The organism is Paenibacillus rigui (genome assembly GCF_002234615.1).
Taxonomy (GTDB): Bacteria; Bacillota; Bacilli; order Paenibacillales; family NBRC-103111; genus Paenibacillus_S; species Paenibacillus_S rigui.
The window spans coordinates 284674-308185 of record NZ_NMQW01000002.1 but is presented as its reverse complement, the minus strand read 5'-3'; the positions used below and the strand labels follow the sequence as shown (position 1 = coordinate 308185).

The window sequence follows — 23512 nt, the reverse complement described above, 5'->3', positions numbered from 1 at the left end:
TTGCTGATTACAACCTCGTACGATCCGCTTCCAGAGCAACTAGAGCAAATCGCCCTGCTTCAACGGCAGCTGACCCTGCTGAAGGGAGTAGACGCGCCCCCACGAATCATAGAGCGGCGCCGCTACTCTATGGAGCAGCTGTGGGAAAGGTATGAGGACCCTGACATTCTGCTTGTAACCCGAAGGCGAATAGAGTATTATCATGAACAGCAGCCTGCCCTCTTTTTCCATCCGAGTACAGCCGCCATTCGCGTCAAAAGACTGCGAAACGGTGAGCAGGATACACTGATGGAGCTTGCGCAGACCAAGCCGGGTGACCGTATATTGGATTGTACGGCAGGGCTTGGGTCGGATGCGATTGTTTTCTCCTACGCTTCGCAGGCGACAGGGGCGGTTGTGGCTTTGGAGAGCCAGCCGCTGCCGTATTTGCTGCTGAAGCAGGGACTGGCGGCGTATCAATCCGATATTGACGGGCTGGATGAAGCTCTGCGGCGAATTCAAGTGCTGCAGCAGGATTACATGGATTTCCTGCACGAACAGCCGGATCGTTCCTTTGATGTCCTATACTTCGATCCTATGTTCCGCAAGCCGATCCATGAGTCCAGCTCGATTAAAGCGATCCGCAAATTGGCCGACCCAAGGCCGGTAACCGATGAAGCGATTCGCGAAGCTTGCAGAGTGGCTAGTCGAGCCGTTATTATGAAAGAGCACCGTGATAGCGGAGAGCTCGAGCGGCTTGGCTTTAACGAGCTGCACCGCTCAACTACGAAAATTGCTTATGGAGTGATACGATTGTGACACAGGCTTCCATTAAGCCGAAGCTGCTCGTTCTGGTCGGGCCAACGGCCGTAGGCAAGACGAAGCTGAGCCTGACGCTCGCGGCTGAATTTGGAGCAGAAATTATTTCCGGTGATTCCATGCAGGTATATCGCGGTATGGATATCGGAACCGCCAAAGCGACTCTGGAGGAACAGGCCCAGGTACCGCATCATATGATCGATATTCATGATCCGGATCATCCGTTCTCCGCAGCTGAATTCCAGGAACGGGCGCGCGGGTACATAAGTGACATTCATTCCAGGGGAAAGCTTCCATTTCTCGTCGGGGGAACGGGGCTTTATGTGGAATCGCTTTGTTACGACTTTCAATTCAGTGAAGTTGGTTCCGACGAAGCATTCCGTGAGGAACAGCTGCGTTATGCGGAACAGTTCGGCAACGATGCGCTCTGGGAGCGGTTAAAATCCATCGATCCGGAATCGGCTGAGCGTCTGCATCCCAATGACCAACGCAGACTGATTCGGGCGCTGGAGGTGTACCATCTGACGGGAGAACGGCTTTCCGATCAATTGAAGGTACAGAAAAAGGTATCGCCCTACGAACTATGTATTATTGGTCTAACGATGGATAGAGCGCTCCTGTACCAACGCATTGAGCAGCGCATCGATCAGATGATTGAGGAAGGCCTGGTGGAAGAGGTTAAACAGCTGCTGAAGCAGGGCTACACCAAGCATCACATCTCGATGCAGGGGCTTGGATACAAGGAGATCATCGCCTTCCTGGAAGGAACGATGACATGGGAAGAAACCATCGTATTGCTTAAGCGGGACACCCGTCGATTTGCCAAACGACAGCTATCGTGGTTTCGGCATATGAAGGATATCGAGTGGGTAGATGTTACCGATATGGGAAATTTTTCTGCCCATTTGCGTCAAATTCATGCTATAATAGCAGATAAGTTAAAATTCGAACGTTAATACAATTGAGGGGGCCCACGATGAATAAATCGATCAACATTCAAGACACATTTTTGAACCAGCTGCGCAAGGAAACGATTCCGGTAACCGTCTATTTGACGAACGGGTTCCAAATCCGCGGGGTCATCCGCGCGTTCGATAATTTTACAATTATTATTGACAGCGAAGGGCGCCAGCAAATGGTGTATAAGCATGCTATCTCCACTTTCACACCGCAGCGTTCGGTTTCTTTAATGCAGGATAACAGTGCAGACAACTGATCTTTCCGCAGATCGGAAGAGAGATCAGGGACGCAACATTTCCGGCTCTCGGTTCGTCTAATCGAATAGCATTCATAAGAACAACCCGAACGTAAGGGTTGTTCTTTTAGTTAGCACATAAGAATGCCTAAGTTTCTGATGAATCGGAAAACAAAATTCTTATTGGATTGACGAATAAACCTTCTGCTTCTTCGGCAGACAGGGTAACGGCAAACAATCGAGGTTTACAATACTTGGAAGCCATAGCATGTTTAGCTTGGGTTCTACTTTGGGTATAAGAGGTTGTTGTTTCTTGCGGAATCAACTCTGCACGCGGTTGCACATGGGAGCTGCCGCGTCGGGAGACGTTTTTTAAAGAGATAAGGGGTGACGGAGAGTTGTCTACTAACAAAAAAGCACCTGCCACGAAACCGAAACAAAAAAAGAAGAAAAGTAAATTTAGTGCCGGCAAAGCCGTATTATTCGCCTTTATAGCAGGGCTTGTCGCACTTATCTGCGCACTGGGCGTGTACATTTTCATCATTATTAACGGAAATAAAATTTTGAAGGAAAATGCGGATAAGCTGGACATGAACGAAGCTTCCCACGTCTATGACATATCGAAGAACGAGGTAGCTGTGCTCGCCCGGGAGAATCGGGAGGTTGTAAAGCCTGAGGAGATTCCGCTTAAGCTCCAGCAGGCGTTCATAGCTACAGAGGATCGCCGCTTCGGTCAGCACTCGGGAATTGACTTTCTCGGGATCGGCCGGGCGCTTGTCAAAGACGTGGTTGCCCGCAGCGCCGTAGAAGGCGGCAGTACGATTACTCAGCAGCTAGCCAAAAATATTTTTCTGAACAATAACAAAACATTTTTCCGTAAAGCAACCGAAATGTCCATTGCCGTTGCGCTTGAGGACAATTTCAGCAAGGAAGAGATACTGACGATGTATTTAAACCGTATCTTTTTCGGGCAAAATTCATTCGGCATTAAGGCGGCAGCCAAAAAATATTTTGGCGTGACGGATCTTAACAAGCTGGAAACATGGCAAATGGCCACATTGGCCGCAATTCCGAAGGCACCGAGCACGTATAATCCGATTTCTCATCCGGACAAATCCAAGGACCGCAGGGCGGTAGTCCTCAAGCTGATGCAGGACCAGGGCTACATCACCGATGATGAGCGTGTGAAGGCGGCAGCCGTTGATTATGTGGCACCGAAGACGGCAACCGGCAAAAAGGACTACTTAACCTACATCGATTATGTATTGGAAGAAGCCAATGACAAGTACGGATTGTCTGAGGAAGATGTGCTGACCAACGGTTATAAAATTTACACAACGATGGATGCGAATGCACAAAAAATTATGGAGCAGACGTTTGCCAACGAGAAGTTTTTCCAAAAGGATGGTCCGGAGCAGAAGATGCAGGGAGCGATGGCCATCGTTAACCATAAGGACGGCGGGCTTGTCGGAATTATCGGGGGCCGCGATTATGTGGAGCGGGGGCTGAACCGGGCAACGATACCGCAGCAGCCAGGCTCATCGTTCAAGCCTATTATTGCTTATGCGCCGGCATTGGAGACTGGCAACTATACGCCGTACAGTATGCTTCAGGATAAAGAAATGAATTATAACGGCTATACCCCACGAAATTATGATGGGGTGTATCAAGGGCAAGTGTCCATGTTCGATGCCGTCAAAAAATCGATCAATGCTCCAGCGATATGGCTGCTGAACGAGATCGGTCTGACGAAGGCGATGCAATTTTCTGAGAATATGGGGATTCCTCTTGATAAAACGAAGGACCGCAACCTTGCGATTGCATTGGGTGGTTTGACCAAAGGGGCTACACCGGTCCAAATGGCACAAGCGTATGGTGCTTTTGCAAACAATGGCGTCATGAATTCGACGCACGCGATCATTCAGATTGTAAATGATAAGGGTGAACAGGTTGCAGCTTACAAGCCTGAGCAAAAAACGGTCATGAGCCCCAAAACGGCATGGTATATGACGCTGCTTATGCAAGGCGTCGTAGAGCCTGGAGGTACAGGGGCCGCCGCGAGGTTCGACCGTCCGGTTGCCGGGAAAACAGGCTCTACGCAAAATGTCATTAAAGGCTTGGAGAAATATAACCGCGACCTGTGGTTTACCGGGTATACGCCGGAATGGAGTGCGGCGGTATGGATCGGCTTCGACAAGCCGGACGCGAAGCATTACGTTTCGATGAGCAGCGGTGCGCCGGCTGTCATTTTCAAGGAAGTGATGTCCAAGGCGTTGGCGAAGACGCCGATGACGCAGTTTACAAAACCAAGCGGAGTGGCCGATCCGGTGCAGCCTCCTAAGGGTGTGACGGATTTGAAGGCAGACTACGCGAAGGAAACGCGTGCCGTTGTGTTGAAATGGAGCGGTATGGGAGAAGGAATGACATACCAAATCCTGCGTAAAGAGTCAACCGATAAGGACTTCCCGAATGAACCGATGCTGACGACAGCGGTGACGGAAGTACGAGATATTACAGTCAAGCCTGGCGTCACTTACGAATATGTTGTTGTTCCTGTGAACACGAACAATAATTCAACGGGGGATCGTTCGAATGCTGTTTCGGTGGCTATTCCAGCAGATTCGGGAACCGATCCGTTGAATCCGCAGCAGGGCGGCAAGCCTGGAAATGGCACCAGCCCGAACGGTACGAATGGCGGACTTAATGGCAGCGGTAATGGCGCGGGTACCGGCAATACGGGCAACACCGGAACCACTGGGAATCCGAATGGGAATTTGAATGGGGGTACGGGAACGGGCTCGGGCACCGGGGGCACGAGCGGCACAGGCACCGGCGGCACGACAACGCCGCCGAACAGCGGTACCGGTACCGGAACAACGGGTACCGGAGGAACCACAAGCGGTGCCGGCAGCACCGGCACCGGCGGCACAGGTACCGTTGCGCCCGGCGCCGGTACCGGAACTCCCGCTGCCGGAGGCACCGGCAGCGGCGGCGGATCGGTCACAGGGGGCGGCACCACCGCCCCGGGGACCGATCCGGCTGGCGCGGGGACGCAGACCTCCCCGCGGAAGACGACGGTGCCTACGGAGACCGGCACCGATGCGGCGAAGCCGGCCGGCACGCGCTAGCGGCCGAAGGCTTCGCGGCGGCTGCGCCGCGTGGCCCGGCACATGGCCGTGCGGCACATAGGACATAAGCCTCCAGCGCGTCAGCTTGGAGGCTTTGTTAATATTTACCCGTTCGTAGTATAATAAGGGTATGGACTTGTCCATAAAATTTCGTTAAATGGAGTTGAAGGATGGACTATGAGAGCAACGTTTGCAGCCAAGACTTTGAAATGGGCTTCCATTGCGCTGATCTGCGCTTTAGTGTTATCTGCTTGCGGAACGAAGTCAGCTGATAAGCAAAGCGCACAGCAAGGTACGCAGCAGGGAAGTCAAGGAAGTGCACAGCAAAGCGGTAGCCAGGGCGGCACAGGTCAAACATCACCGCAGCCTGCAGCCGGCTCAAGCTCGGGACAAGCTGCTTCTAAGAGCTGGACCTCTCCGCCGGAGATGAAGATCGATGCCAGCAAAACGTATCAAGCTACCGTAACGACCTCTAAGGGAACGTTCAAAATTGATTTGTTCGCCAAGGATGCTCCCAAAACAGTAAATAACTTTGTGTTCCTTGCCAAGGAAGGCTTTTATAACAATGTGGTGTTTCACCGGATCGTCGAATCCTTTATGATTCAGACCGGAGATCCGACAGGCACGGGACGTGGAGGTCCGGGCTACAAATTTGCAGATGAACTGAGCAAAACATATAAGTATGAACCGGGTATCGTAGCGATGGCTAATGCCGGGCCGAACACAAATGGCAGCCAATTTTTCATTTGTACGGGTGAAGACAGCAAGGGCTTGAACAACCAGCCCAACTATACGATCTTCGGCAAAATTTCCGAGGGTATGGATGTTGTGAAGAAAATTGCCGCAACACCGGTCGCTGTCGGTCCTTCCGGCGAAGCAAGCTCCCCGACAGAGAAGGTCACGATTCAATCGGTTAGTATTACGGAAAAATAAGGCTTTTTGCCGACAACTTACAGCGTGGTCATGCCACGCTGTTTTTGCGGTTATAAAGAAACCAAACCATATAGGAGGTGACACTGTGATCAAAGCAACGGGCTTTAACCATGTGACCTTGCGGGTCTCCCTTCTGTCTCGCTCGCTTCCCTTCTATGTGGGCATACTTGGGATGAAACTCGTACATCAGGGAAGAACGGATGTGTATCTTGAATGGGGTTCCGCTTGGATTTGTTTGCTGGAGCGTCCACAGAACGATCAGAACGGCGGTAACGAGGAAAAGGGACTCGATCATCTGGCGTTTTCCATCGATGAGACCGATTTTCCCGCAGCGGTCGAAACGCTACTCGCCTCAGGAACGACTGTCGTAAGAGGCCCTGTTTATCGGGGTGGCGGTTGGAGCCTTAATTTTTTGGATCCGGATGAAAATCAGCTCGAGCTGTTTACAGGAACTTTAACTGAACGGATGAAGGTGTGGAATGCGGAATGATCACAACCAGATATCGTAACCCGGGAAGATCGGCAGTGCGCAAAATCATTTCGAGAGTTATGACGGTTTTGCTGCTGATATGGGGAGGTGTTTTTCAATGGAAGATGGCTGTCTTCCCCGATAACCCCTACAGCAGGGCGGATGTAGGAATTGTATTGGGGGCGGCGCTTTGGGGAGATACCCCAAGCCCTGCACTGCAAGAGCGTCTCGTTAGAGCTGTAGAGCTGTATAACGATCGTCGCATTTCACATTTGATCGTAGCCGGAGGCAATGCTGTGGGCAGCTCCAGGCTAAGTGAGGCCGAAGGGATGCGTAAGGAACTGATTCGATTAGGGATACCTGCCGAGGTGATTACCATGGAAAACAAATCGGCAACCACCTTTGAGAACTTAAGCTTCAGCGGGCGGTTAATGCAGGATAACGGCTGGCGAACCGCATTGATTATTACACATCGATACCACGCCGTACGAGCGCTGGATATGGCACGTTACCTGGAATACGATCAAGTGACGGTATCCCCGATAGATTCGAAGGTGCTCTTTATGCCATGGCACAAAGCCCGGGAGACGCTAGCAATGATGAAATGGCAGCTGCAAAAGCTGATGCTTAGGCTGCAGTAAGCTCAGTTACCTGGGCAAGGATGCCTGAGGTGCGGAGCTTTTCAATATTTATGAGCACTTATTCGGCTCACAACGATAATGGTAAGCAAACAAAGGGGTGAAGCCTGTACCTTGGTACAAACGGCAAGCAGGCTCATTATCGTTAACTACCTGTAAAAAAAGCTGGCTTGCCCCCTGCCCCAGGCTCCAGACAGCAAGCTGATGGATCAGTACCTTGCCGATCCCTTTGCCACGGTGGAAGGGGTGGACAACGATATTCAGGAGCCCAGCCCAGCCGTCCTCAATGACCGTAGTTCCTACAGCGATGGCCGTGTTGCCGGAGTATACTGTAATAAATCCTTTGACAGGGGGGATTTCCTTCAATATACGATCATAAAATATCTTTTTTCGTTCGTCTTGACCATACCCCTCCATGTCCATATAATGTGACAGCCAGGCTTCATCGGGTTCCTCTTGAATAGTATAAGTGAATAAATTATGTATATTTCGTGTTTGCTCAATGACCTGATTTGCAGCTGCAATGAATACGGAACAAGGCACCTCCTCCGTAAATTTTTTTTCCTTCAGCAGAGTGAGAAGGGCTGGATCCGTAGCGTCGCTTATGTGAAAGCGAAGCGGCAATCCTTGGGAATGATAAAAGCTTTCGGCTTTGCTGAACCAGTCCGGGTCCGATGGCATCGTCCCTGTGGAAGTCCAGACCGAATTGCCTCGTTTGGTTATACCTTGGGACGCACGGAGAATCCAACGGTCGCAGGTCTTCTGATTTTGTGCAGGCCAAGTATGCAGTGCGAGTCTTTCAATATGCTGAATGGTTTGTTGAATGTGAATTTGCATAGAACTGCCCCTTTCATTTTATGTATAAATATACATTAAAATGAAAATGAATACGAATATTTTTCTCCTGCAAATTTTTTATGAGAATATTGACTTTTCGCGATGTTTTCATTAGAGTAATATACGTAATGATTACTATTAAGCAGGGCGATTTCTTTTTTTTGTTTTAAAATCGTAATTATTACATATAAACCAAAGAGGTGTTACTATGCAAAAACAAACGATACCCGTTACGGTTTTAAGCGGATATTTAGGCAGTGGTAAAACTACCCTGTTGAATCATGTATTAAATAATCGGGAAGGCTTGCGTGTTGCTGTCATTGTGAATGATTTAAGCGAGGTCAATATTGATGCGGACCTTGTTCGCAATGGGGGCGGGCTTTCCCGCACGGAAGAGAAGCTGGTGGAAATGTCTAACGGCTGTATATGCTGCACGCTGCGTGATGATCTGTTGAAAGAGGTAGAACGGCTGGCCGCGGAAGGCAGGTTTGATTATATTTTAATCGAATCAACCGGCGTGGGGGAACCGATTCCTGTTGCACAGACCTTTACTTATGTGGATGAAGCGCAAGGAATCGATTTATCTGCAATTTGCCGGTTGGATTGTATGGTTACGGTGGTCGATGCCAACCGGTTTTGGCACGATTACAGCTCCGGGGAAAGCTTACTGGAGCGCCTCCAGGCGGTAGACGGGGATGACTCCAGAGATGTCGTTGATTTGCTGATTAGCCAAATTGAGTTTTGCGATGTTCTTATTTTGAATAAATGCGATCTTGTAGAGGAAGCTGACCTGCTGCAGCTGGAAGGAGTGCTTAGGAAGCTGCAGCCCCGTGCGAACATCCTTCGTGCAGAGCACGGTAAAGTCCCGCCAGCCGCGATTTTGAATACAGGCTTGTTCGATTTTGATGAAGCGTCCCGATCGGCAGGCTGGATGCAGGAGCTGAACAACGAGCACCATACACCGGAGACGGAAGAATATGGGATCTCTTCTTTTGTATACAAGCGTCGACGCCCTTTCCATCCGGAACGGTTAACGCAGTGGATGAGCGAGTGGCCTGAGGAAATTGTGCGTGCCAAAGGAATTGTGTGGCTGGCCAGCCGAAATCGCTTGGCACAGAGCCTAGGACAAGCCGGACCGTCTATTCAGTTCGGTCCGGCAGGCTTTTGGGTAGCAGAGCTGCCTTCCGAGGAACGGGACCACATTTTACTGGAGGAGCCTGAGCTTGCAGAGGAATGGGACCCTGTCTACGGTGATCGGGAAACGAAGCTGGTTATCATCGGCATTGAGTTGAATCGGACTCAGCTGGAATCGGAGCTGGATGCTTGTCTTTTAACCGAGGAAGAGATGAAGATGGACTGGTCTTTGTTTCACGATGAACTGCCTGATCAAGATATATTTGCTGCAGAGGAGGCGCAAAGCGCATGAGAGTTATTGTAACATTAGCTTGCACGGAATGTGGGGACCGGAATTACACGACTACCAAAAATAAAAGAAACCAACCGGGACGTATGGAGCTGCGTAAATATTGCCCGCGTTTGAAAAAAGTGACACTGCATCGGGAAACCCGTTAGGCGTATACAAAGGATAACAGGGAAGCAAACAATCCGTTTGGCGATTGTTTGCTTTTTTGCATCGTAAATAAGAAAGTGTATGCTTCTCATTGTACAGCTGCCTTGCCAAACGCATGCCGTCTTGAAAAACGCAAAGCCGCTATCCTGGGCTATAATGAAAAAATCCCTTCCTTCTTCCGCCTGATCATTGTACGATGCTTATAGATGCACAAGTCAGGGGGAAGGACGACGTGATCAAAGCAATTGTTTTTGACTTTGACGGATTAACGCTAGATACAGAAACGGCTGAATACGAAAGCTTCCAAGCAATGTATAGGGATCATGGGGTAGAGCTGCCATTTGAGCTGTGGGGCAAGTGCATAGGCACCGATGGATCGGCCTTTGAGCCGTATTCCCATTTGGAAGCGTGCCTGGGAAGAACGATTGACCGTGAACAAGCCCGACGCATTCGCAAGCAGCGGTATGCTGCCGGTATGGAAGGACAACAGCCCCGTCCGGGTGTGGAAAGCTATTTGATGCGGGCGCAGTCGCTTGGCCTGCGTATAGGCTTGGCATCAAGCTCCTCCAGGGAGTGGGTAACCGGGTACTTGAGGCAGCATCGGCTGCTGGACTATTTCGAATGTATCCGCACCAGGGAGGATGTGGAGAAGGTCAAGCCGGATCCGGCCTTGTATGTTCAGACATTGCGGGCTTTAGGCATAAGTCCCAAGGAGGCGATTGCATTTGAGGATTCGCCCAACGGTGCCCTCGCGGCCAAATCAGCAGGGATGCACTGCGTCATTGTCCCAAATTCGGTTACGGGGTCTTTGGTCTTTGGAGAAATTGATCTGCGGATGGATTCCATGAGCAGCCTGACTCTGGACGAAGTGATATCCATAATACAAACGAACCGTTAGATGGATGGATGGGAACCCAAAATTTGTCCTCTGCCATGTAAAATTAACACGATAATACACCATTTTTCATAGGACAATGGGAGCGGATTTTGAAATTTCGCGAATTGGCTATACAATAGGAGAAGAAAAAAAGCACATTCACCTAGGCTCTTGCGTATACTGCTAACACCAAGGAAAGAGGTGATGCGCATGAGTGGACGTGTCGTACCGACGGATCAGATACATATAACGAAAAATGCCCATCAAATCAATGTGGTGCTACGTAATCCGGAAGTACACGTAAATGCCGAGTCGGAGCCTCATTTTCATGGCAAGCCGTTGTCCCAGCAGGGGCAGTTCGGGGAAATCATGAAAGAGCTTGACCGGATGGTCGGATTGGACCAAGTGAAGGAGCTTGTGTTTGAAATCTATGCGCTGCTGCGCATTGCGGGCTTTCGGGCGGAAGTCGGTCTGATGGCCAATACCCAGGTGTATCATATGATTTTTAAAGGGAACCCGGGAACTGGGAAAACAACAGTGGCGCGAATTATTGCAAAGCTGCTCCAGACAATGGGGGTCCTGAACAAAGGTCATTTAATTGAGGTGGAGCGGGCCGACCTGGTCGGCGAATATATCGGGCACACGGCCTTGAAGACGAGGGAACTGGTCAAAAAAGCGCTCGGCGGCGTGCTGTTTATCGACGAGGCGTACAGTCTGGCCCGGGGCGGCGAAAAGGACTTCGGCAAGGAAGCGATCGATACGCTTGTCAAAGCGATGGAGGACCATAAGAATCAATTTATTTTGATCCTCGCCGGCTACTCGAACGAAATGGAAACATTTATGCAGACGAATCCAGGCTTGCCTTCCCGGTTCCCGATCCAGCTGGATTTTCCGGACTACTCCGTTGACCAATTGATGCAAATTGCTGAAATGATGATAAAAGAACGGGATTATGCGCTCATTCCGCAGACCGAGCTGAAAATACGTCAGCAAATCGTCAATGAGAAGCAGCAAACGGACACGGATACTTGTTTTAGCAACGCCAGATATGTACGCAATCTGATTGAGAAGGCGATGCGTAATCATGCGGTCCGGCTATTGAATTATAATACGCAGCAGCCAAGCAAACAGGATTTGATGATCATCCGACCTGAGGATGTAAGGCTGGAGCGAAAAGCGGCAAAGGAGAACTATAAATTTCTATGAAACCAACGACCCATACAATTTCAATCGAACAACCCCGCGCGGTGCTGGTCAGTCTGATTACCCCGCAAATTAAAAGGCAGGAAACCTACGCTCCGGATTATTCACTTGCCGAGCTTGTCAGTCTTGCCGAAACCGCCGGAGTGGAAGTGCTGGCTACGTTAACCCAAAATAAAGAAAATATCGATTCCAAATGGTTTGTCGGGAAAGGGAAGGCAGAAGAGCTCAAGCAGCTTCTGGAGGAGCATGACGCCAATACGGCCATCTTCGATCAGGAGTTGTCGGGTGCGCAGGTACGCAACCTGGAGCAGTTTTTGGATGTCAAAATTATTGACCGTACGCAGCTCATACTAGATATATTCGCCCAACGAGCCAAAACGCGCGAGGGCATCATTCAGGTGGAGCTGGCACAGCTCAGCTATCTGCTGCCGCGGCTGGCGGGCCAAGGGAAGAACCTGTCGCGTCTAGGCGGCGGTATTGGTACCCGGGGGCCTGGGGAGACGAAGCTGGAGACGGACCGGCGTCATATCCGGGACCGGATCAGCGAGCTGAAGCAGCAGCTGCAGGAGGTTATGCGGCATCGTACCTTACATAGAGAACGCAGAAAGAAAACGGGTGTATTCCAGGTCGCCCTGGTAGGCTATACGAATGCAGGGAAATCGACGCTGCTGCGCCAGATGACGCAGGCAGATGTCTATGTCGAGAATCAATTGTTTGCCACACTCGACCCCACCTCGCGGACTTTAGAGCTGCCGAGTGGTAAAGATGTTGTGCTAACCGATACGGTAGGCTTTATCCAGAATTTACCTCATGATCTGGTTGCGGCATTCCGGGCCACCCTGGAGGAAGCTTGTGAAGCGGATCTGATTTTGCATGTAGTGGACGGCTCCTCCGACATGATGCCCACACAAATGAAAGTGGTGTCCCAAGTCCTGAGAGATCTGGAAGCGCACCAGACCGAGCAAATCACGTTATTCAATAAGGTTGATTTGTGTACACCGGAGCAAAGGGAAATGCTGACGACCGAAGGGGAGTTTTTGCGGATTTCCGCTTATCGTGAAGAAGATTTGGACCGCATCCGGGAGCTGATCGAGTCCAGATTGATGGGAGATTGCAAAACCTTCCGTATTCCTGCCGAAAAGGGAGACGTGATCTCACTGTTATATCGTGTCGGGGAAGTACTGGAAAATGAGGTGGACGGCAATGACATGCTGTTCCAGGTAAGAGTTAACAACAAAGAATACGACAAGCTGGGCTATATGCTGGCTGCATATGCGTCAGAGCAGGCGCTGCATAAGGGAGAGAATTCGGAACATGTTTAACGAACGCATTACGGCATGGATGGAGCGTGCCGAGCACGTCATTGAAGGAAAGTTGAAAGAAATCGACCGCACGATCGATCAGAATCAGTGGAAGGTCATCCGTGCATTTCAGAATCATAAGGTAAGCGATTATCATTTTTCCGGTTCTACCGGCTACGGTTATAATGACCGCGGCCGGGAAGTGCTGGATCTGGTATATGCCGAAGTATTCGGTGCAGAGGCTGCCTTGGTGCGGCCGCATTTTGTGTCTGGGACTCATACGATTAGTACCGCACTGTTCGGCGTGCTGAGGCCGGGTGACGAGCTTCTGATGATTACAGGAAGACCTTATGATACGCTGCATAAAGTAATTGGCAAGCCGGGAGACGGCAAGGGTTCCTTGCAGGATTGGGGTATTATTTACAATGAAGTGGAGCTATTGGAGGACGGTAAGCCGGATTACGATTCTATTCGCGGCCGGATCACACCGAACACCAAGGTGATAGGCATACAGCGATCCCGCGGCTATTCTTGGAGACCTTCTTTTACCGTGGACCAGATTGGGGAAATGGTGCGTTTTGTCAAAGAGATTAAGGCTGATGTGATCGTTTTTGTGGATAATTGTTACGGAGAATTTACCGAGCTTCATGAACCTACCGAAGTAGGCGCGGATCTGATTGCAGGCTCCCTTATCAAAAATCCCGGTGGTGGCTTAGCCGAAACCGGAGGATATATCGCGGGTAAAAGCAAATATGTCGAGCTGGCCTCTTATCGACTGACGGCACCGGGGATCGGAGGCGAGGTAGGTGCTATGCTGGGAACGGCGCGTTCCATTTACCAAGGCCTGTTTTTGGCTCCTCATCTGGTGGGACAAGCTGTCAAAGGCTCCGTATTCGCGGCTGCCGTGTTTGAGGAGCTAGGCTTTGTGACACATCCGCATTGGAATGACCCTCGGACGGATCTGATTCAAGCGATTCAGTTCACGAGCGACAAGCACCTGATCGCCTTCGTACAAGGGATTCAGCAGTCTGCAGCCGTCGACGCCCATGTAGTGCCGGAGCCATGGGATATGCCGGGCTACGAGCATCCTGTCATCATGGCGGCAGGAACATTTATTCAAGGTGGAAGCTTGGAAATGTCGGCCGATGCACCGATCCGCGAACCTTACATTGCTTATATGCAAGGCGGACTTACTTATTCGCACTGTAAGCTGGGGGTATTGACAGCACTTCGCAATATGATGGAACAAAATCTGCTTTAGTCGTTGCTCCCACTTGGCATAAACCTAACACAACTTGACACGTTTTTGCCGGGAGGTTACAATGAAGTTAGGTTTACAGTCCACAGAGGTGATAGATCATGACTGATGAAATTCGCCGTAATATGGCGCTCTTTCCAATTGGAATCGTAATGAAGCTGACCGATTTGACAGCAAGACAAATTCGGTATTATGAACAGCATGAACTCATCATACCAGCCAGAACAGGCGGTAACCAGCGGCTCTATTCGTTTAACGACGTTGAGCGATTGCTGGAGATTAAAGACTTGATTGAAAAGGGAGTAAACATTGCGGGCATTAAGCAAGTGCTCCTGCCGGTCTCCAAGGATTCCGAAGAAGCAACCGTTCTCAATGAGCAATCGGAGGTCAAGCGCAGGGAATTGACCGATACGCAATTGCACCGTATGCTCAAACAGCAGCTGCTTGGCGGCGGCAAGCGGGGCCAGGTTTCTTTGATTCAAGGCGAGCTTTCCCGGTTTTTCAAGAAATAGTTGCTTGACCAGAGTATGTTCAGGTTTCCTTTTGAGCATGCTCTGAATTTGTACATAATCTAAGGAGGAGAGTACACGTGACGGACAAAGTTTACACAAAAGAAGATATTATGCGCATTGCGAAGGAAGAGAATGTACGGTTCATTCGCCTTCAGTTCACCGATTTGCTGGGAACGATCAAGAATGTTGAGATTCCTGTAAGTCAGCTGGAGAAAGCGCTCGACAACAAAATGATGTTCGACGGTTCTTCCATCGAAGGCTACGTTCGTATTGAAGAATCCGATATGTACTTATATCCTGACTTAAGCACATGGGTCGTGTTCCCTTGGGTAACCGAAGACCGCGTAGCCCGTCTTATTTGCGACATATATCTGCCGGATGGAAGACCTTTCCCAGGGGATCCGCGCGGCATTTTGAAAGCGGCTTTGAAAGAAGCCGAGGAAATGGGTTTCACGGATATGAATGTTGGGCCGGAGCCTGAATTTTTCCTGTTCAAAACGGATGAGAATGGAAATCCGACTACCGAGCTGAACGACCAGGGCGGATACTTTGACCTCGCTCCAATGGACTTGGGTGAAAACTGCCGCCGCGAGATCGTATTGACGCTTGAGGAAATGGGCTTTGAAATCGAGGCCTCTCATCATGAGGTAGCTCCTGGCCAGCACGAAATTGATTTCAAATACGCAAGCGCTATTAAAGCTGCGGATCAAATCCAAACGTTCAAGCTGGTTGTAAAAACCGTTGCGAGACAGCATGGCCTCCATGCTTCCTTTATGCCTAAGCCTTTGTTCGGCGTTAATGGCTCCGGTATGCACTGTCATCAATCGTTGTTTAACGGCAAAACGAATACATTCTATGATGAGAACGATAAATTGGGTCTGAGCACGACTGCTAGACATTACATGGCGGGTATTTTGCGTCATGCACGCGCCTTTGCAGCCATCACAAACCCGACGGTAAACTCCTACAAGCGTTTGGTTCCAGGCTACGAAGCGCCTTGCTATGTGGCATGGTCTGCGAGCAACCGCAGTCCGATGATCCGTATTCCTGCTTCCCGCGGCCTTAGCACTCGCGTAGAAGTGCGTAACCCGGATCCGGCTGCCAATCCGTATCTGGCCTTGGCTGTCATGCTGAAAGCCGGCTTGGACGGCATTAAGCACAAAATGCAGCTGCCTCCTCCAACCGACCGCAACATTTATGTTATGACTGAGGATGAGAGGGAAGATCAAGGTATTCCAAGCCTTCCGCTTGATTTGAAGGAAGCTCTTGATGTGATGCTTCGTGATGACGTCATTTGCGATGCGCTGGGCGATCATGCTTTGGCCCATTTCGTGGAACTGAAAGAAATCGAGTGGGACATCTACCGCACGCAAGTTCACGCTTGGGAGCGGGAGCAGTACTTGACCCTGTACTAAAAATGTAAAAGATGAGCCCCTGCCGATGTGCAACCGATCTGTTCATTCAGTCGTTTGCAACGCGGCAGGGGCTTTTGTTTTTTTATTCAATGAAAAAACCACCGTAGAGCCTGTTTTGGCGTTCCGGTGGTTATGGATTTGTTTAATGAATATCGCGGAACACGCCGACGACCCGGCCTAAGATGGTTACTTTCTTCAACAGAATAGGCTCCATCGACGGGTTTTCCGGTTGAAGTCGAACATGGTCCTTCTCCTTGTAAAAACGCTTGACGGTTGCTTCATCATCTTCAGTCATGGCTACAACGATGTCCCCGTTGTTTGCGGATTGCTGCTGGCGCACAATAACATAGTCCCCATTGTGAATGCCGGCATCTATCATACTCTCCCCAATGACGCTAAGCATAAATACATTATAATCCCCAACATAGTGGCTTGGAAGGGGGAAGTAGTCCTCGATGTTCTCCGTAGCCGTTATCGGTACCCCGGCCGTAACTCGTCCGATCAATGGAACACGGGTTACGGATAAAGCAAACTGAGCCCCATCCGTGGATGTTCCGTCCGTAATCTCGATAGCGCGAGGCTTGGTCGGATCGCGACGGATCAGCCCCTTCTTCTCTAAACGTTCTAAATGTCCGTGCACCGTTGAACTGGAGGCTAGACCAACAGCTTCGCCAATTTCCCGTACAGATGGTGGATAGCCCTTATCCTTTACTTCATTCTTGATAAAATCTAAAATGGCCAGCTGCCGGCTAGATAATTTGCTCATCAGAATCACTCCAGTATTGGTAATAATTATTGAAAGTATAACACAGAACCGGAGTTCGTACAAACATGAGTTCGAATAAATCGTTGACACAAACAAGTGTTCGTGTTATTTTGTTCTTAAGGGAAATGAGAACAAATGTTTGCGGGAGGGTATTCATATGTATATGAACGAACAATTATTGAGCAGAACGCCAGTATCGAAGAGCAATCCTCAATCCGGTAAATTGTACATCAACCTGGGACACCGGATGGCGAAGAGGCTTGTAGCCTTGCTGGCTGTCCTTATTATAGTAGGTCTGTTTAGCCTGTGTGTTTCGATTGTTGCTGGTGAACAGGATGCGTTCGCGGCTGCAACAGCCAGCCCCCAATCAGTTGAAGTCGTAAGTGGAGATACCTTATGGACGATTGCCGAAACCCATGCGGCCAAGGGTCAAGATATTAGAGAATACATAAATCGAATCAAATCATTGAATCATTTGAAATCAAGCATGCTGCACGAAGGACAATTATTAATTTTGCCTTAATCCTGATCAGTTGGGCAGGTTGTTCTTCTCTTCGAATCGTTCAACTCAAGTGTCACTATCATCATGCTTGACAATCGAATCTTGAAATGTCAAAGTATAGTTTGATGCATATAGAGAGGTTCACTTCTTCGTATGCTGTTCAACGGATACAAGCGGACATATGTAGGAGGATTGGCATGAGTAGTGAGACTGGACACGACGAGTATATCAAACGAATTAATGAGCTGGCCCGAAAAGCCAAATCAGTTGGGTTAACTGAGGCTGAGCTGGACGAGCGTAATGAACTGAGGAAGCGGTATATCGAGGCTTTCAAAAGCTCTCTCCGGAATCAGCTGGACAATATTAAATTCGTAGATGAAGAAGACAAGCAGTAGCCTGAATTATCAATTGAATAGGGAGATGAAGTATGTCTCGTAAGTGGGAAAGAATGGTGCAGAAGAACACCAAAGCAGCTAACAATATTCGCAAAAAGCAAGGTAAGCCAACGCTAAGTGAAGCGTCATCCGACGGTGCGGTAACGATCCGTGGTCGCAGTTGGCTTTTACCTCTTTTGCTGATGTTTGTTGGCCTATTTTGTTTTATAGCTTTTAGGGCTCAGCAGCAGCAGGATAGCTTGTACTGGATTACCGGCGGAAGCTACATTGTTCTTGCATTATTTATTTTTGCAGTGCGCCGGCCCTTTCTCAAAGTGGGAAAAAATTATCTTCTTACCCGCCGTTTCGCTGGAGATCGCAGGGTAGAGCCATCTCAAATTCAAGAGATTGAGCTTACCAAAAGCTCGGTTGTCATTTCATTAAACACTAGCAAAACGAAATGGGTGTTTACCCGCTTCATTCAGAGAATAGACATTGAGCAAATGTCGGATAAGCTGAAAGAGTTTGCGGCAAACAATAACATTCCACTGAAGGTGGAAGCGTAGATTTAATATTTTTCAGGGGGAAGAGAGCAGCAGATGAGAATTCAAGCCGTATTATTTGATTTGGACGATACCTTGTTATGGGATGACCGCAGTGTAAAGGAGGCGTTCCTGGCAACCTGTACCGAGGCTGCCAAGCATTATGATATCGTTCCGGCAGCATTGGAAGACGCGGTGCGTCAAGAAGCGCGAAGCTTGTATGAGTCTTATGAAACGTTCCCTTTTACCAAGATGATCGGAATTAATCCTTTCGAAGGACTGTGGGCCAATTTTACTGAAGGGGATAATGAGAACTTCCGTAAGCTCGAGAAGCTGGCTCCCGATTACCGTACACAGTCTTGGACAAGGGGCCTCAAAGCATTAGGTATTGATGACCCGGAGCTAGGGTATAAACTTGGGGAGTTATTTCCGGCTGAGCGCCGCAAGCGCCCTATCGTATATGAGGAAACATTTGAAGTACTAAAGCAGCTAAAGGAGAAATACAAGCTTCTGCTGCTGACGAATGGATCGCCGGATTTGCAAAAAGAGAAGCTCGCAGGTGTTCCGGAGCTGGCTCCTTACTTTGATCACATTGTAATTTCTGGCAATTTCGGTGAAGGAAAGCCAGCTGCAGCCCTGTTCCATCATGCAATGGACCTGTTGGGCATTTCAGCCGAAGAGGGAGTTATGATCGGGGACAAGCTCACTACCGATATTCTAGGTTCCAATGGAATTGGGATGCGCAACATGTGGATTAACCGCCACGACATGCAAAGAAATGATGACATTATTCCAGTATATGAAATTAAGAACCTGCGTGAAATTCAGGGCATTATTGATTCTATCCAATAAAAAAGAAAGGCCTGGCAGTCTTGTATCTCATGTACAAGTTTACCGGGCCTTTTTGTTAACTATTAAGCATTTTGAAAAGTCGGATCCGCGAATGGATGCGCGATCCAGCCTTCGGTTTCGATAAATAAACGAACGGCTACGATTTGGCGGTTATCCATAAGAGTGAAGAAGTGCGGTTTATGCTCAGGTACAGAGATCACATCGCCTGCTTCCAGCTCAACATCGAAGTAACCTACATCGTCTGTTCCTTTAATAATGAAAATACCTTTACCCGCTGTAATGGCACGAACTTCGTCCTCGGTATGCGTGTGGACTTGCTCGAATTTTTTGAGCAATTCATCAAGATTAGGTGTTGCATCGGACAAAGCGATGATGTCCCAGGTCAAATAACCGCGACGGCTTGCCAAATCCTTGATCTCCGGGTCAAACGTTGATAAGATTGTTGCTTTATCTTCATCGGATAATGTGAATTTGTCTTTCAGTTCAGCAGGAAGCTTGTCTGCATTCCAATGTTCGTACAAAACCTCTTGCTTATCCAAAAATGCTTTTACATTTTCCTCGCCGGAAATGCGCTCATTTGTATTCCGAATACGTATTTCTGCCATAGGTAAATCCCTCTTTCCAATGAATGATGATTTCTATAATGTATTATAGTAGAATAAGGCGCATCTGTCGATGGGGTATATTCCATTAATCCGATAGGAATTAATAATTCAATAAAGAAACGTGTCGAATTGCTTTTCATCATGGTAGCTTTCTGGTACACTTAAGGTTACATTATACGTTAACAATGGTTAAAATACATTAAAGAGACCTGTCGGACGGATGTCGGTGAAAGGAAGAAACGATACGATGAACAAGCCATCTTTGCAAGAGCAATTGAAGAAAAAGATTATGATTTTGGACGGCGCCATGGGTACGATGATTCAGCAGGAGAACCTGACGGAGGCTGACTTTGGTGGGGAAGATCTTGATGGCTGTAACGAGTACTTGGTTGTTACAAGACCGGATGTCATCTCCAAAATTCACGAGGCTTATTTTGCTGCTGGTGCGGATATTATTGAAACGAACACTTTCGGTGCCACTAGTGTGGTTCTTGCCGAATATGATTTACAGGACCGGGCACGTGAGTTGAACTTGATTGCTGCCAAGCTTGCTGTCGAAGCGGCTAACAAATTTAGTACTCCTGAGTGGCCGCGTTATGTTGCGGGTGCGTTGGGGCCTACGACCAAAACGTTGTCCGTAACTGGCGGTGTAACGTTCGATGAGCTGGTAGATAGTTACTATGAGCAGGCTTTAGCTTTAATCGAGTCCGGCGTGGATGCACTGCTGCTGGAGACATCGCAAGATACACTCAATGTTAAAGCAGGAAGCATTGGGATTCGTAACGCCATGGAAACAACGGGTATTGAACTGCCGCTCATGATATCCGGTACGATTGAGCCCATGGGTACGACGCTTGCGGGTCAAAATATTGAATCTTTCTATATTTCTTTGGAGCATCTGAAGCCGATTTCAATCGGTTTGAACTGCGCTACAGGTCCTGAATTTATGCGTGATCATATCCGTACCTTGTCTGAGCTGGCTACTACGGCTGTCAGCTGCTACCCGAATGCGGGCCTTCCGGATGAGAACGGCAAATATCACGAATCCCCAGAATCGTTAGCCAAGAAATTGGCAGGTTTTGCAGAGCAGGGCTGGTTGAATATTGCAGGGGGCTGCTGTGGAACGACACCGGATCATATCCGGGCGATGGCGGAAACCTTATCCGCATATCAGCCAAGACAAAGTGCGGAAGGACATCTGCCTGCCGTATCAGGTATTGAGACGGTTTACATTGAAGACGCCAACCGGCCTTACATGGTAGGTGAGCGTACGAATATATCCGGCTCAAGAATGTTCAAACGGTTGATGAAGGAAGGCAAGTTCGAGGAAGGTGCGGAGATTGCCCGGGCTCAGGTAAAGAACGGCGCTTATGTGATTGACATTAACGTGCAGGATACGGACATTGATGAAGCTTACGCGATGGAAAACTTTTTGAAGGAAGTCGTCAAGAAAGTCAAAGTTCCTCTCATGATTGACTCTACCTATGACCATATCATCGAATTGGGGCTTAAATATTCCCAAGGTAAAGCCATCATTAACTCCATCAATCTGGAGGACGGGGAAACCAAATTCCAAAGTATAGTTCCGCTTATTCATAAATACGGTGCTGCGGTGGTCATGATCCTCATTGACGAACGCGGGCAAGCTGTATCGCGTCAAGCGAAGATGGAGGTTGCAGATCGCGCCTACGAACTATTAACCAAAAAATATGGATTGAATCCATCCGATATCATTTTTGACCCGAACATGTTCCCGGTCGGCTCAGGGGATCCGCAGTATATCGGTTCCGCTGTAGAAACCATTGAAGGCATACGGATGATCAAAGAAAAATATCCGGAATGTAAAACGATTCTAGGACTTAGCAATATTTCGTTCGGCTTGCCTCCGGCAGGCCGTGAGGTACTGAACTCCGTGTACTTGTACCACTGTACGAAAGTAGGTCTCGATTATGCGATCGTCAATACGCAGAACCTAGAGCGCTATGCGTCAATCCCGGAGCATGAGAGAGAGCTTGCGGAGCAGCTGATTTTTAACACGACGGATGAAACCTTAGCCAACTTTGTCGCTCATTTCCGTGAGAAAAAGGTGGAGAAGAAAGAAATCATTTCGAACCTGACTCTTGAGGAACGCCTTGCGTCTTATGTGGTGGAAGGTACAAAAGAAGGCTTAATCCCCGACTTGGATGAGGCTATGAAGAAATATGCTCCGCTTGAGATCATTAACGGCCCCTTGATGAAGGGGATGGAAGAGGTCGGAAGACTGTTTAACAACAACGAGCTGATTGTGGCCGAGGTGCTGCAAAGCGCGGAGGTTATGAAAGCTTCGGTTGCTCATTTGGAGCAATTCATGGAGAAAACGGAAAGCGCCGTGAAGGGGAAAATTATTTTGGCCACCGTAAAAGGGGATGTTCATGACATCGGGAAAAACCTGGTTGAAATTATTCTTTCCAATAACGGTTATAAAATCATCAACCTGGGCATCAAGGTTCCGCCTGAGCAATTGATTGAGGCTTACCGTAAAGAAAAAGCGGACGTCATCGGTCTCTCGGGCCTGCTCGTCAAGTCTGCCCAGCAAATGGTCATTACAGCCCAGGATTTGAAAAATGCGGGCATTGAAGTGCCGATTATGGTTGGTGGAGCGGCGCTGACCCGGAAGTTTACCAAAACCCGTATAGCTCCTGAATATGAAGGAATGGTTCTGTACGCTAAAGATGCAATGGATGGACTGGATATAGCGAACAAGCTAAGCGATCCTAAACAAAGAGAGCAGCTCGTGAGGGAGCTTCGCGAAAGTCTTGACTCGGATGTTATGGATTCAGGGAAGAAAGAACAGTCCATGCCTGTGCTGACGCGAGTGAAAAATTCGACAATTGATCGGACCGTACCTGTTCAGGTTCCACCGGATCTCGAACGGCATGTGATTCGCGATTACCCTATGAGTCACATTATGCCTTACATCAATATGCAGATGCTACTGGGCCATCACTTGGGTTTAAAAGGTAAAGTGGATAAGCTGCTTGCCGAGAAGGATCCGAAAGCCGTTCAGCTGAAAGAAACGGTGGATCAAATTTTGGCTGAAGCCCAAAGAGACGGAATTATCAAGGCACACGGGATGTACCGTTTCTTCCCTGCACAATCATCTGGCGACGATGTATTGGTTTATGATCCTAACGATCACAGCAAGGTGCTTCAAAAGTTCACATTCCCGCGGCAGCAGACGGAGCCGTTCCTGTGCTTGGCGGATTACCTGCGGTCAACGGATAGCGGTGAGATGGATTACATCGGCTTCCTCGTAGTGACTGCAGGACACGGCATTAACGAGAGAGCGGCTGAATGGCGCGAGAAAGGGGACTACCTTCGTTCCCATGCGTTCCAATCGACAGCCTTGGAAACGGCGGAAGCTTTGGCTGAACGCGTCCATGAGATGATGCGGGATGTATGGGGATTCCCGGATCCTGCCGGCATGACCATGCAGGAACGCTTCGGAGCCAAATATCGGGGACAGCGCTTCTCCTTCGGTTACCCGGCCTGCCCGAATTTGGATGACCAGCAGCAGCTCTTCGCTCTGATGCATCCGGAAGATATCGGTGTAGAGCTAACAGAGGGCAGCATGATGGAGCCGGAAGCGTCGGTATCGGCGATTGTCTTCGCTCATCCGGAAGCACGTTATTTTAATGTGGATAAAAGTTAATACTATAAAAAACGGGGTGGAGTTCTTACAGGGCTCCACTCCTTTC

23 protein-coding genes are annotated in these 23512 nt (G+C 49.0%); 20 read left to right on the top strand and 3 right to left on the bottom strand.

All coding sequences use genetic code 11. The features are described from left to right. The 7 genes from CF651_RS02155 to CF651_RS02125 all read left to right on the top strand — a co-directional run bounded on the left by CF651_RS02155 (position 1) and on the right by CF651_RS02125 (position 7164). Positions 1 to 798, top strand: a complete 798-nt coding sequence (locus CF651_RS02155; protein ID WP_094013180.1) for a class I SAM-dependent methyltransferase — start codon at positions 1 to 3, stop codon at positions 796 to 798. Further along, on the top strand, positions 795 to 1754 hold the full coding sequence (gene miaA, locus CF651_RS02150) for a tRNA (adenosine(37)-N6)-dimethylallyltransferase MiaA (RefSeq protein WP_094013179.1): 960 nt from the start codon (positions 795 to 797) through the stop codon (positions 1752 to 1754). Before CF651_RS02155 ends, miaA begins: the two co-directional genes overlap by 4 nt. 20 nt (positions 1755 to 1774) lie before the next feature. After that, positions 1775 to 2014 carry an RNA chaperone Hfq gene (gene hfq / locus CF651_RS02145; RefSeq protein WP_094013178.1) on the top strand — a complete coding sequence of 80 codons (240 nt, stop codon included), beginning with the start codon at positions 1775 to 1777 and terminating at the stop codon, positions 2012 to 2014. A 377-nt stretch (positions 2015 to 2391) separates the two neighbouring features. Then, positions 2392 to 5121, top strand: coding sequence for a transglycosylase domain-containing protein (locus CF651_RS02140; protein WP_245855624.1), 2730 nt, complete (start codon positions 2392 to 2394; stop codon positions 5119 to 5121). Positions 5122 to 5298: 177 nt separating this feature from the next. After that, positions 5299 to 6054: a peptidylprolyl isomerase gene (locus CF651_RS02135; protein ID WP_094013176.1), complete on the top strand. Its 756-nt coding sequence runs from the start codon at positions 5299 to 5301 to the stop codon at positions 6052 to 6054. 88 nt (positions 6055 to 6142) lie between these two features. Continuing rightward, positions 6143 to 6544, top strand: coding sequence for a VOC family protein (locus CF651_RS02130; RefSeq protein ID WP_094013505.1), 402 nt, complete (start codon positions 6143 to 6145; stop codon positions 6542 to 6544). Beyond that, a complete protein-coding gene (locus tag CF651_RS02125; RefSeq protein ID WP_094013175.1) occupies positions 6541 to 7164 on the top strand; it encodes a YdcF family protein in 624 nt (207 codons plus the stop codon). Before CF651_RS02130 ends, CF651_RS02125 begins: the two co-directional genes overlap by 4 nt. 48 nt (positions 7165 to 7212) lie before the next feature. Here CF651_RS02125 and CF651_RS02120 read toward each other — a convergent pair whose 3' ends face one another. Then, positions 7213 to 7998 carry a GNAT family N-acetyltransferase gene (locus CF651_RS02120; RefSeq protein ID WP_094013174.1) on the bottom strand — a complete coding sequence of 262 codons (786 nt, stop codon included), beginning with the start codon at positions 7996 to 7998 and terminating at the stop codon, positions 7213 to 7215. Positions 7999 to 8206: 208 nt separating this feature from the next. On the opposite strand from CF651_RS02120, the gene CF651_RS02115 reads away from it, so the two are divergent. The 8 genes from CF651_RS02115 (at position 8207) to glnA (ending at position 16134) form a co-directional block, all read left to right on the top strand. Beyond that, positions 8207 to 9424 (top strand): GTP-binding protein, encoded by a 1218-nt coding sequence (locus CF651_RS02115; protein ID WP_094013173.1) that lies wholly within the window; start codon positions 8207 to 8209, stop codon positions 9422 to 9424. Then, positions 9421 to 9570, top strand: a complete 150-nt coding sequence (rpmG, locus tag CF651_RS02110; RefSeq protein ID WP_094013172.1) for a 50S ribosomal protein L33 — start codon at positions 9421 to 9423, stop codon at positions 9568 to 9570. The genes CF651_RS02115 and rpmG overlap by 4 nt, the downstream gene beginning before the upstream one ends. A gap of 230 nt (positions 9571 to 9800) precedes the next feature. Beyond that, positions 9801 to 10466, top strand: coding sequence for an HAD family hydrolase (locus CF651_RS02105; RefSeq protein WP_094013171.1), 666 nt, complete (start codon positions 9801 to 9803; stop codon positions 10464 to 10466). Between the two features lie 189 nt (positions 10467 to 10655). After that, the gene (locus CF651_RS02100) at positions 10656 to 11651 is read left to right on the top strand and encodes an AAA family ATPase (RefSeq protein WP_094013170.1); all 996 of its coding nucleotides are present in this window, start codon (positions 10656 to 10658) and stop codon (positions 11649 to 11651) included. Then, entirely contained in the window at positions 11648 to 12970 is a 1323-nt protein-coding gene (gene hflX / locus CF651_RS02095) for a GTPase HflX (RefSeq protein ID WP_094013169.1), read from the top strand. The genes CF651_RS02100 and hflX overlap by 4 nt, the downstream gene beginning before the upstream one ends. After that, positions 12963 to 14210, top strand: coding sequence for a methionine gamma-lyase family protein (locus CF651_RS02090; protein ID WP_094013168.1), 1248 nt, complete (start codon positions 12963 to 12965; stop codon positions 14208 to 14210). The genes hflX and CF651_RS02090 overlap by 8 nt, the downstream gene beginning before the upstream one ends. Positions 14211 to 14308: 98 nt before the next feature. Further along, the gene (locus CF651_RS02085; RefSeq protein ID WP_094013167.1) at positions 14309 to 14719 is read left to right on the top strand and encodes a MerR family transcriptional regulator; all 411 of its coding nucleotides are present in this window, start codon (positions 14309 to 14311) and stop codon (positions 14717 to 14719) included. Between the two features lie 110 nt (positions 14720 to 14829). Further along, positions 14830 to 16134, top strand: coding sequence for a type I glutamate--ammonia ligase (gene glnA, locus CF651_RS02080; RefSeq protein WP_094013504.1), 1305 nt, complete (start codon positions 14830 to 14832; stop codon positions 16132 to 16134). A gap of 142 nt (positions 16135 to 16276) precedes the next feature. On the opposite strand, the gene lexA is transcribed toward glnA, so the two are convergent. Continuing rightward, entirely contained in the window at positions 16277 to 16900 is a 624-nt protein-coding gene (lexA, locus tag CF651_RS02075; RefSeq protein ID WP_094013166.1) for a transcriptional repressor LexA, read from the bottom strand. A 157-nt stretch (positions 16901 to 17057) separates the two neighbouring features. Here lexA and CF651_RS02070 point away from each other — a divergent pair, with 157 nt between their 5' ends. The 4 genes from CF651_RS02070 (at position 17058) to CF651_RS02055 (ending at position 19170) form a co-directional block, all read left to right on the top strand. Further along, positions 17058 to 17423, top strand: coding sequence for a LysM peptidoglycan-binding domain-containing protein (locus CF651_RS02070; RefSeq protein ID WP_094013165.1), 366 nt, complete (start codon positions 17058 to 17060; stop codon positions 17421 to 17423). A 176-nt stretch (positions 17424 to 17599) separates the two neighbouring features. Beyond that, the gene (locus CF651_RS02065) at positions 17600 to 17797 is read left to right on the top strand and encodes a DUF896 domain-containing protein (RefSeq protein WP_094013164.1); all 198 of its coding nucleotides are present in this window, start codon (positions 17600 to 17602) and stop codon (positions 17795 to 17797) included. A gap of 32 nt (positions 17798 to 17829) precedes the next feature. Beyond that, positions 17830 to 18342: a hypothetical protein gene (locus CF651_RS02060; RefSeq protein WP_094013163.1), complete on the top strand. Its 513-nt coding sequence runs from the start codon at positions 17830 to 17832 to the stop codon at positions 18340 to 18342. 33 nt (positions 18343 to 18375) lie between these two features. Then, complete coding sequence (locus tag CF651_RS02055) at positions 18376 to 19170, top strand: HAD family hydrolase (protein ID WP_094013162.1); 795 nt, start codon at positions 18376 to 18378, stop codon at positions 19168 to 19170. Positions 19171 to 19232: 62 nt separating this feature from the next. Here CF651_RS02055 and CF651_RS02050 read toward each other — a convergent pair whose 3' ends face one another. Beyond that, complete coding sequence (locus tag CF651_RS02050; RefSeq protein WP_094013161.1) at positions 19233 to 19775, bottom strand: 1,2-dihydroxy-3-keto-5-methylthiopentene dioxygenase; 543 nt, start codon at positions 19773 to 19775, stop codon at positions 19233 to 19235. A 247-nt stretch (positions 19776 to 20022) separates the two neighbouring features. On the opposite strand from CF651_RS02050, the gene metH reads away from it, so the two are divergent. Beyond that, on the top strand, positions 20023 to 23466 hold the full coding sequence (gene metH, locus CF651_RS02045) for a methionine synthase (RefSeq protein ID WP_094013503.1): 3444 nt from the start codon (positions 20023 to 20025) through the stop codon (positions 23464 to 23466). Positions 23467 to 23512 lie beyond the last annotated feature (46 nt).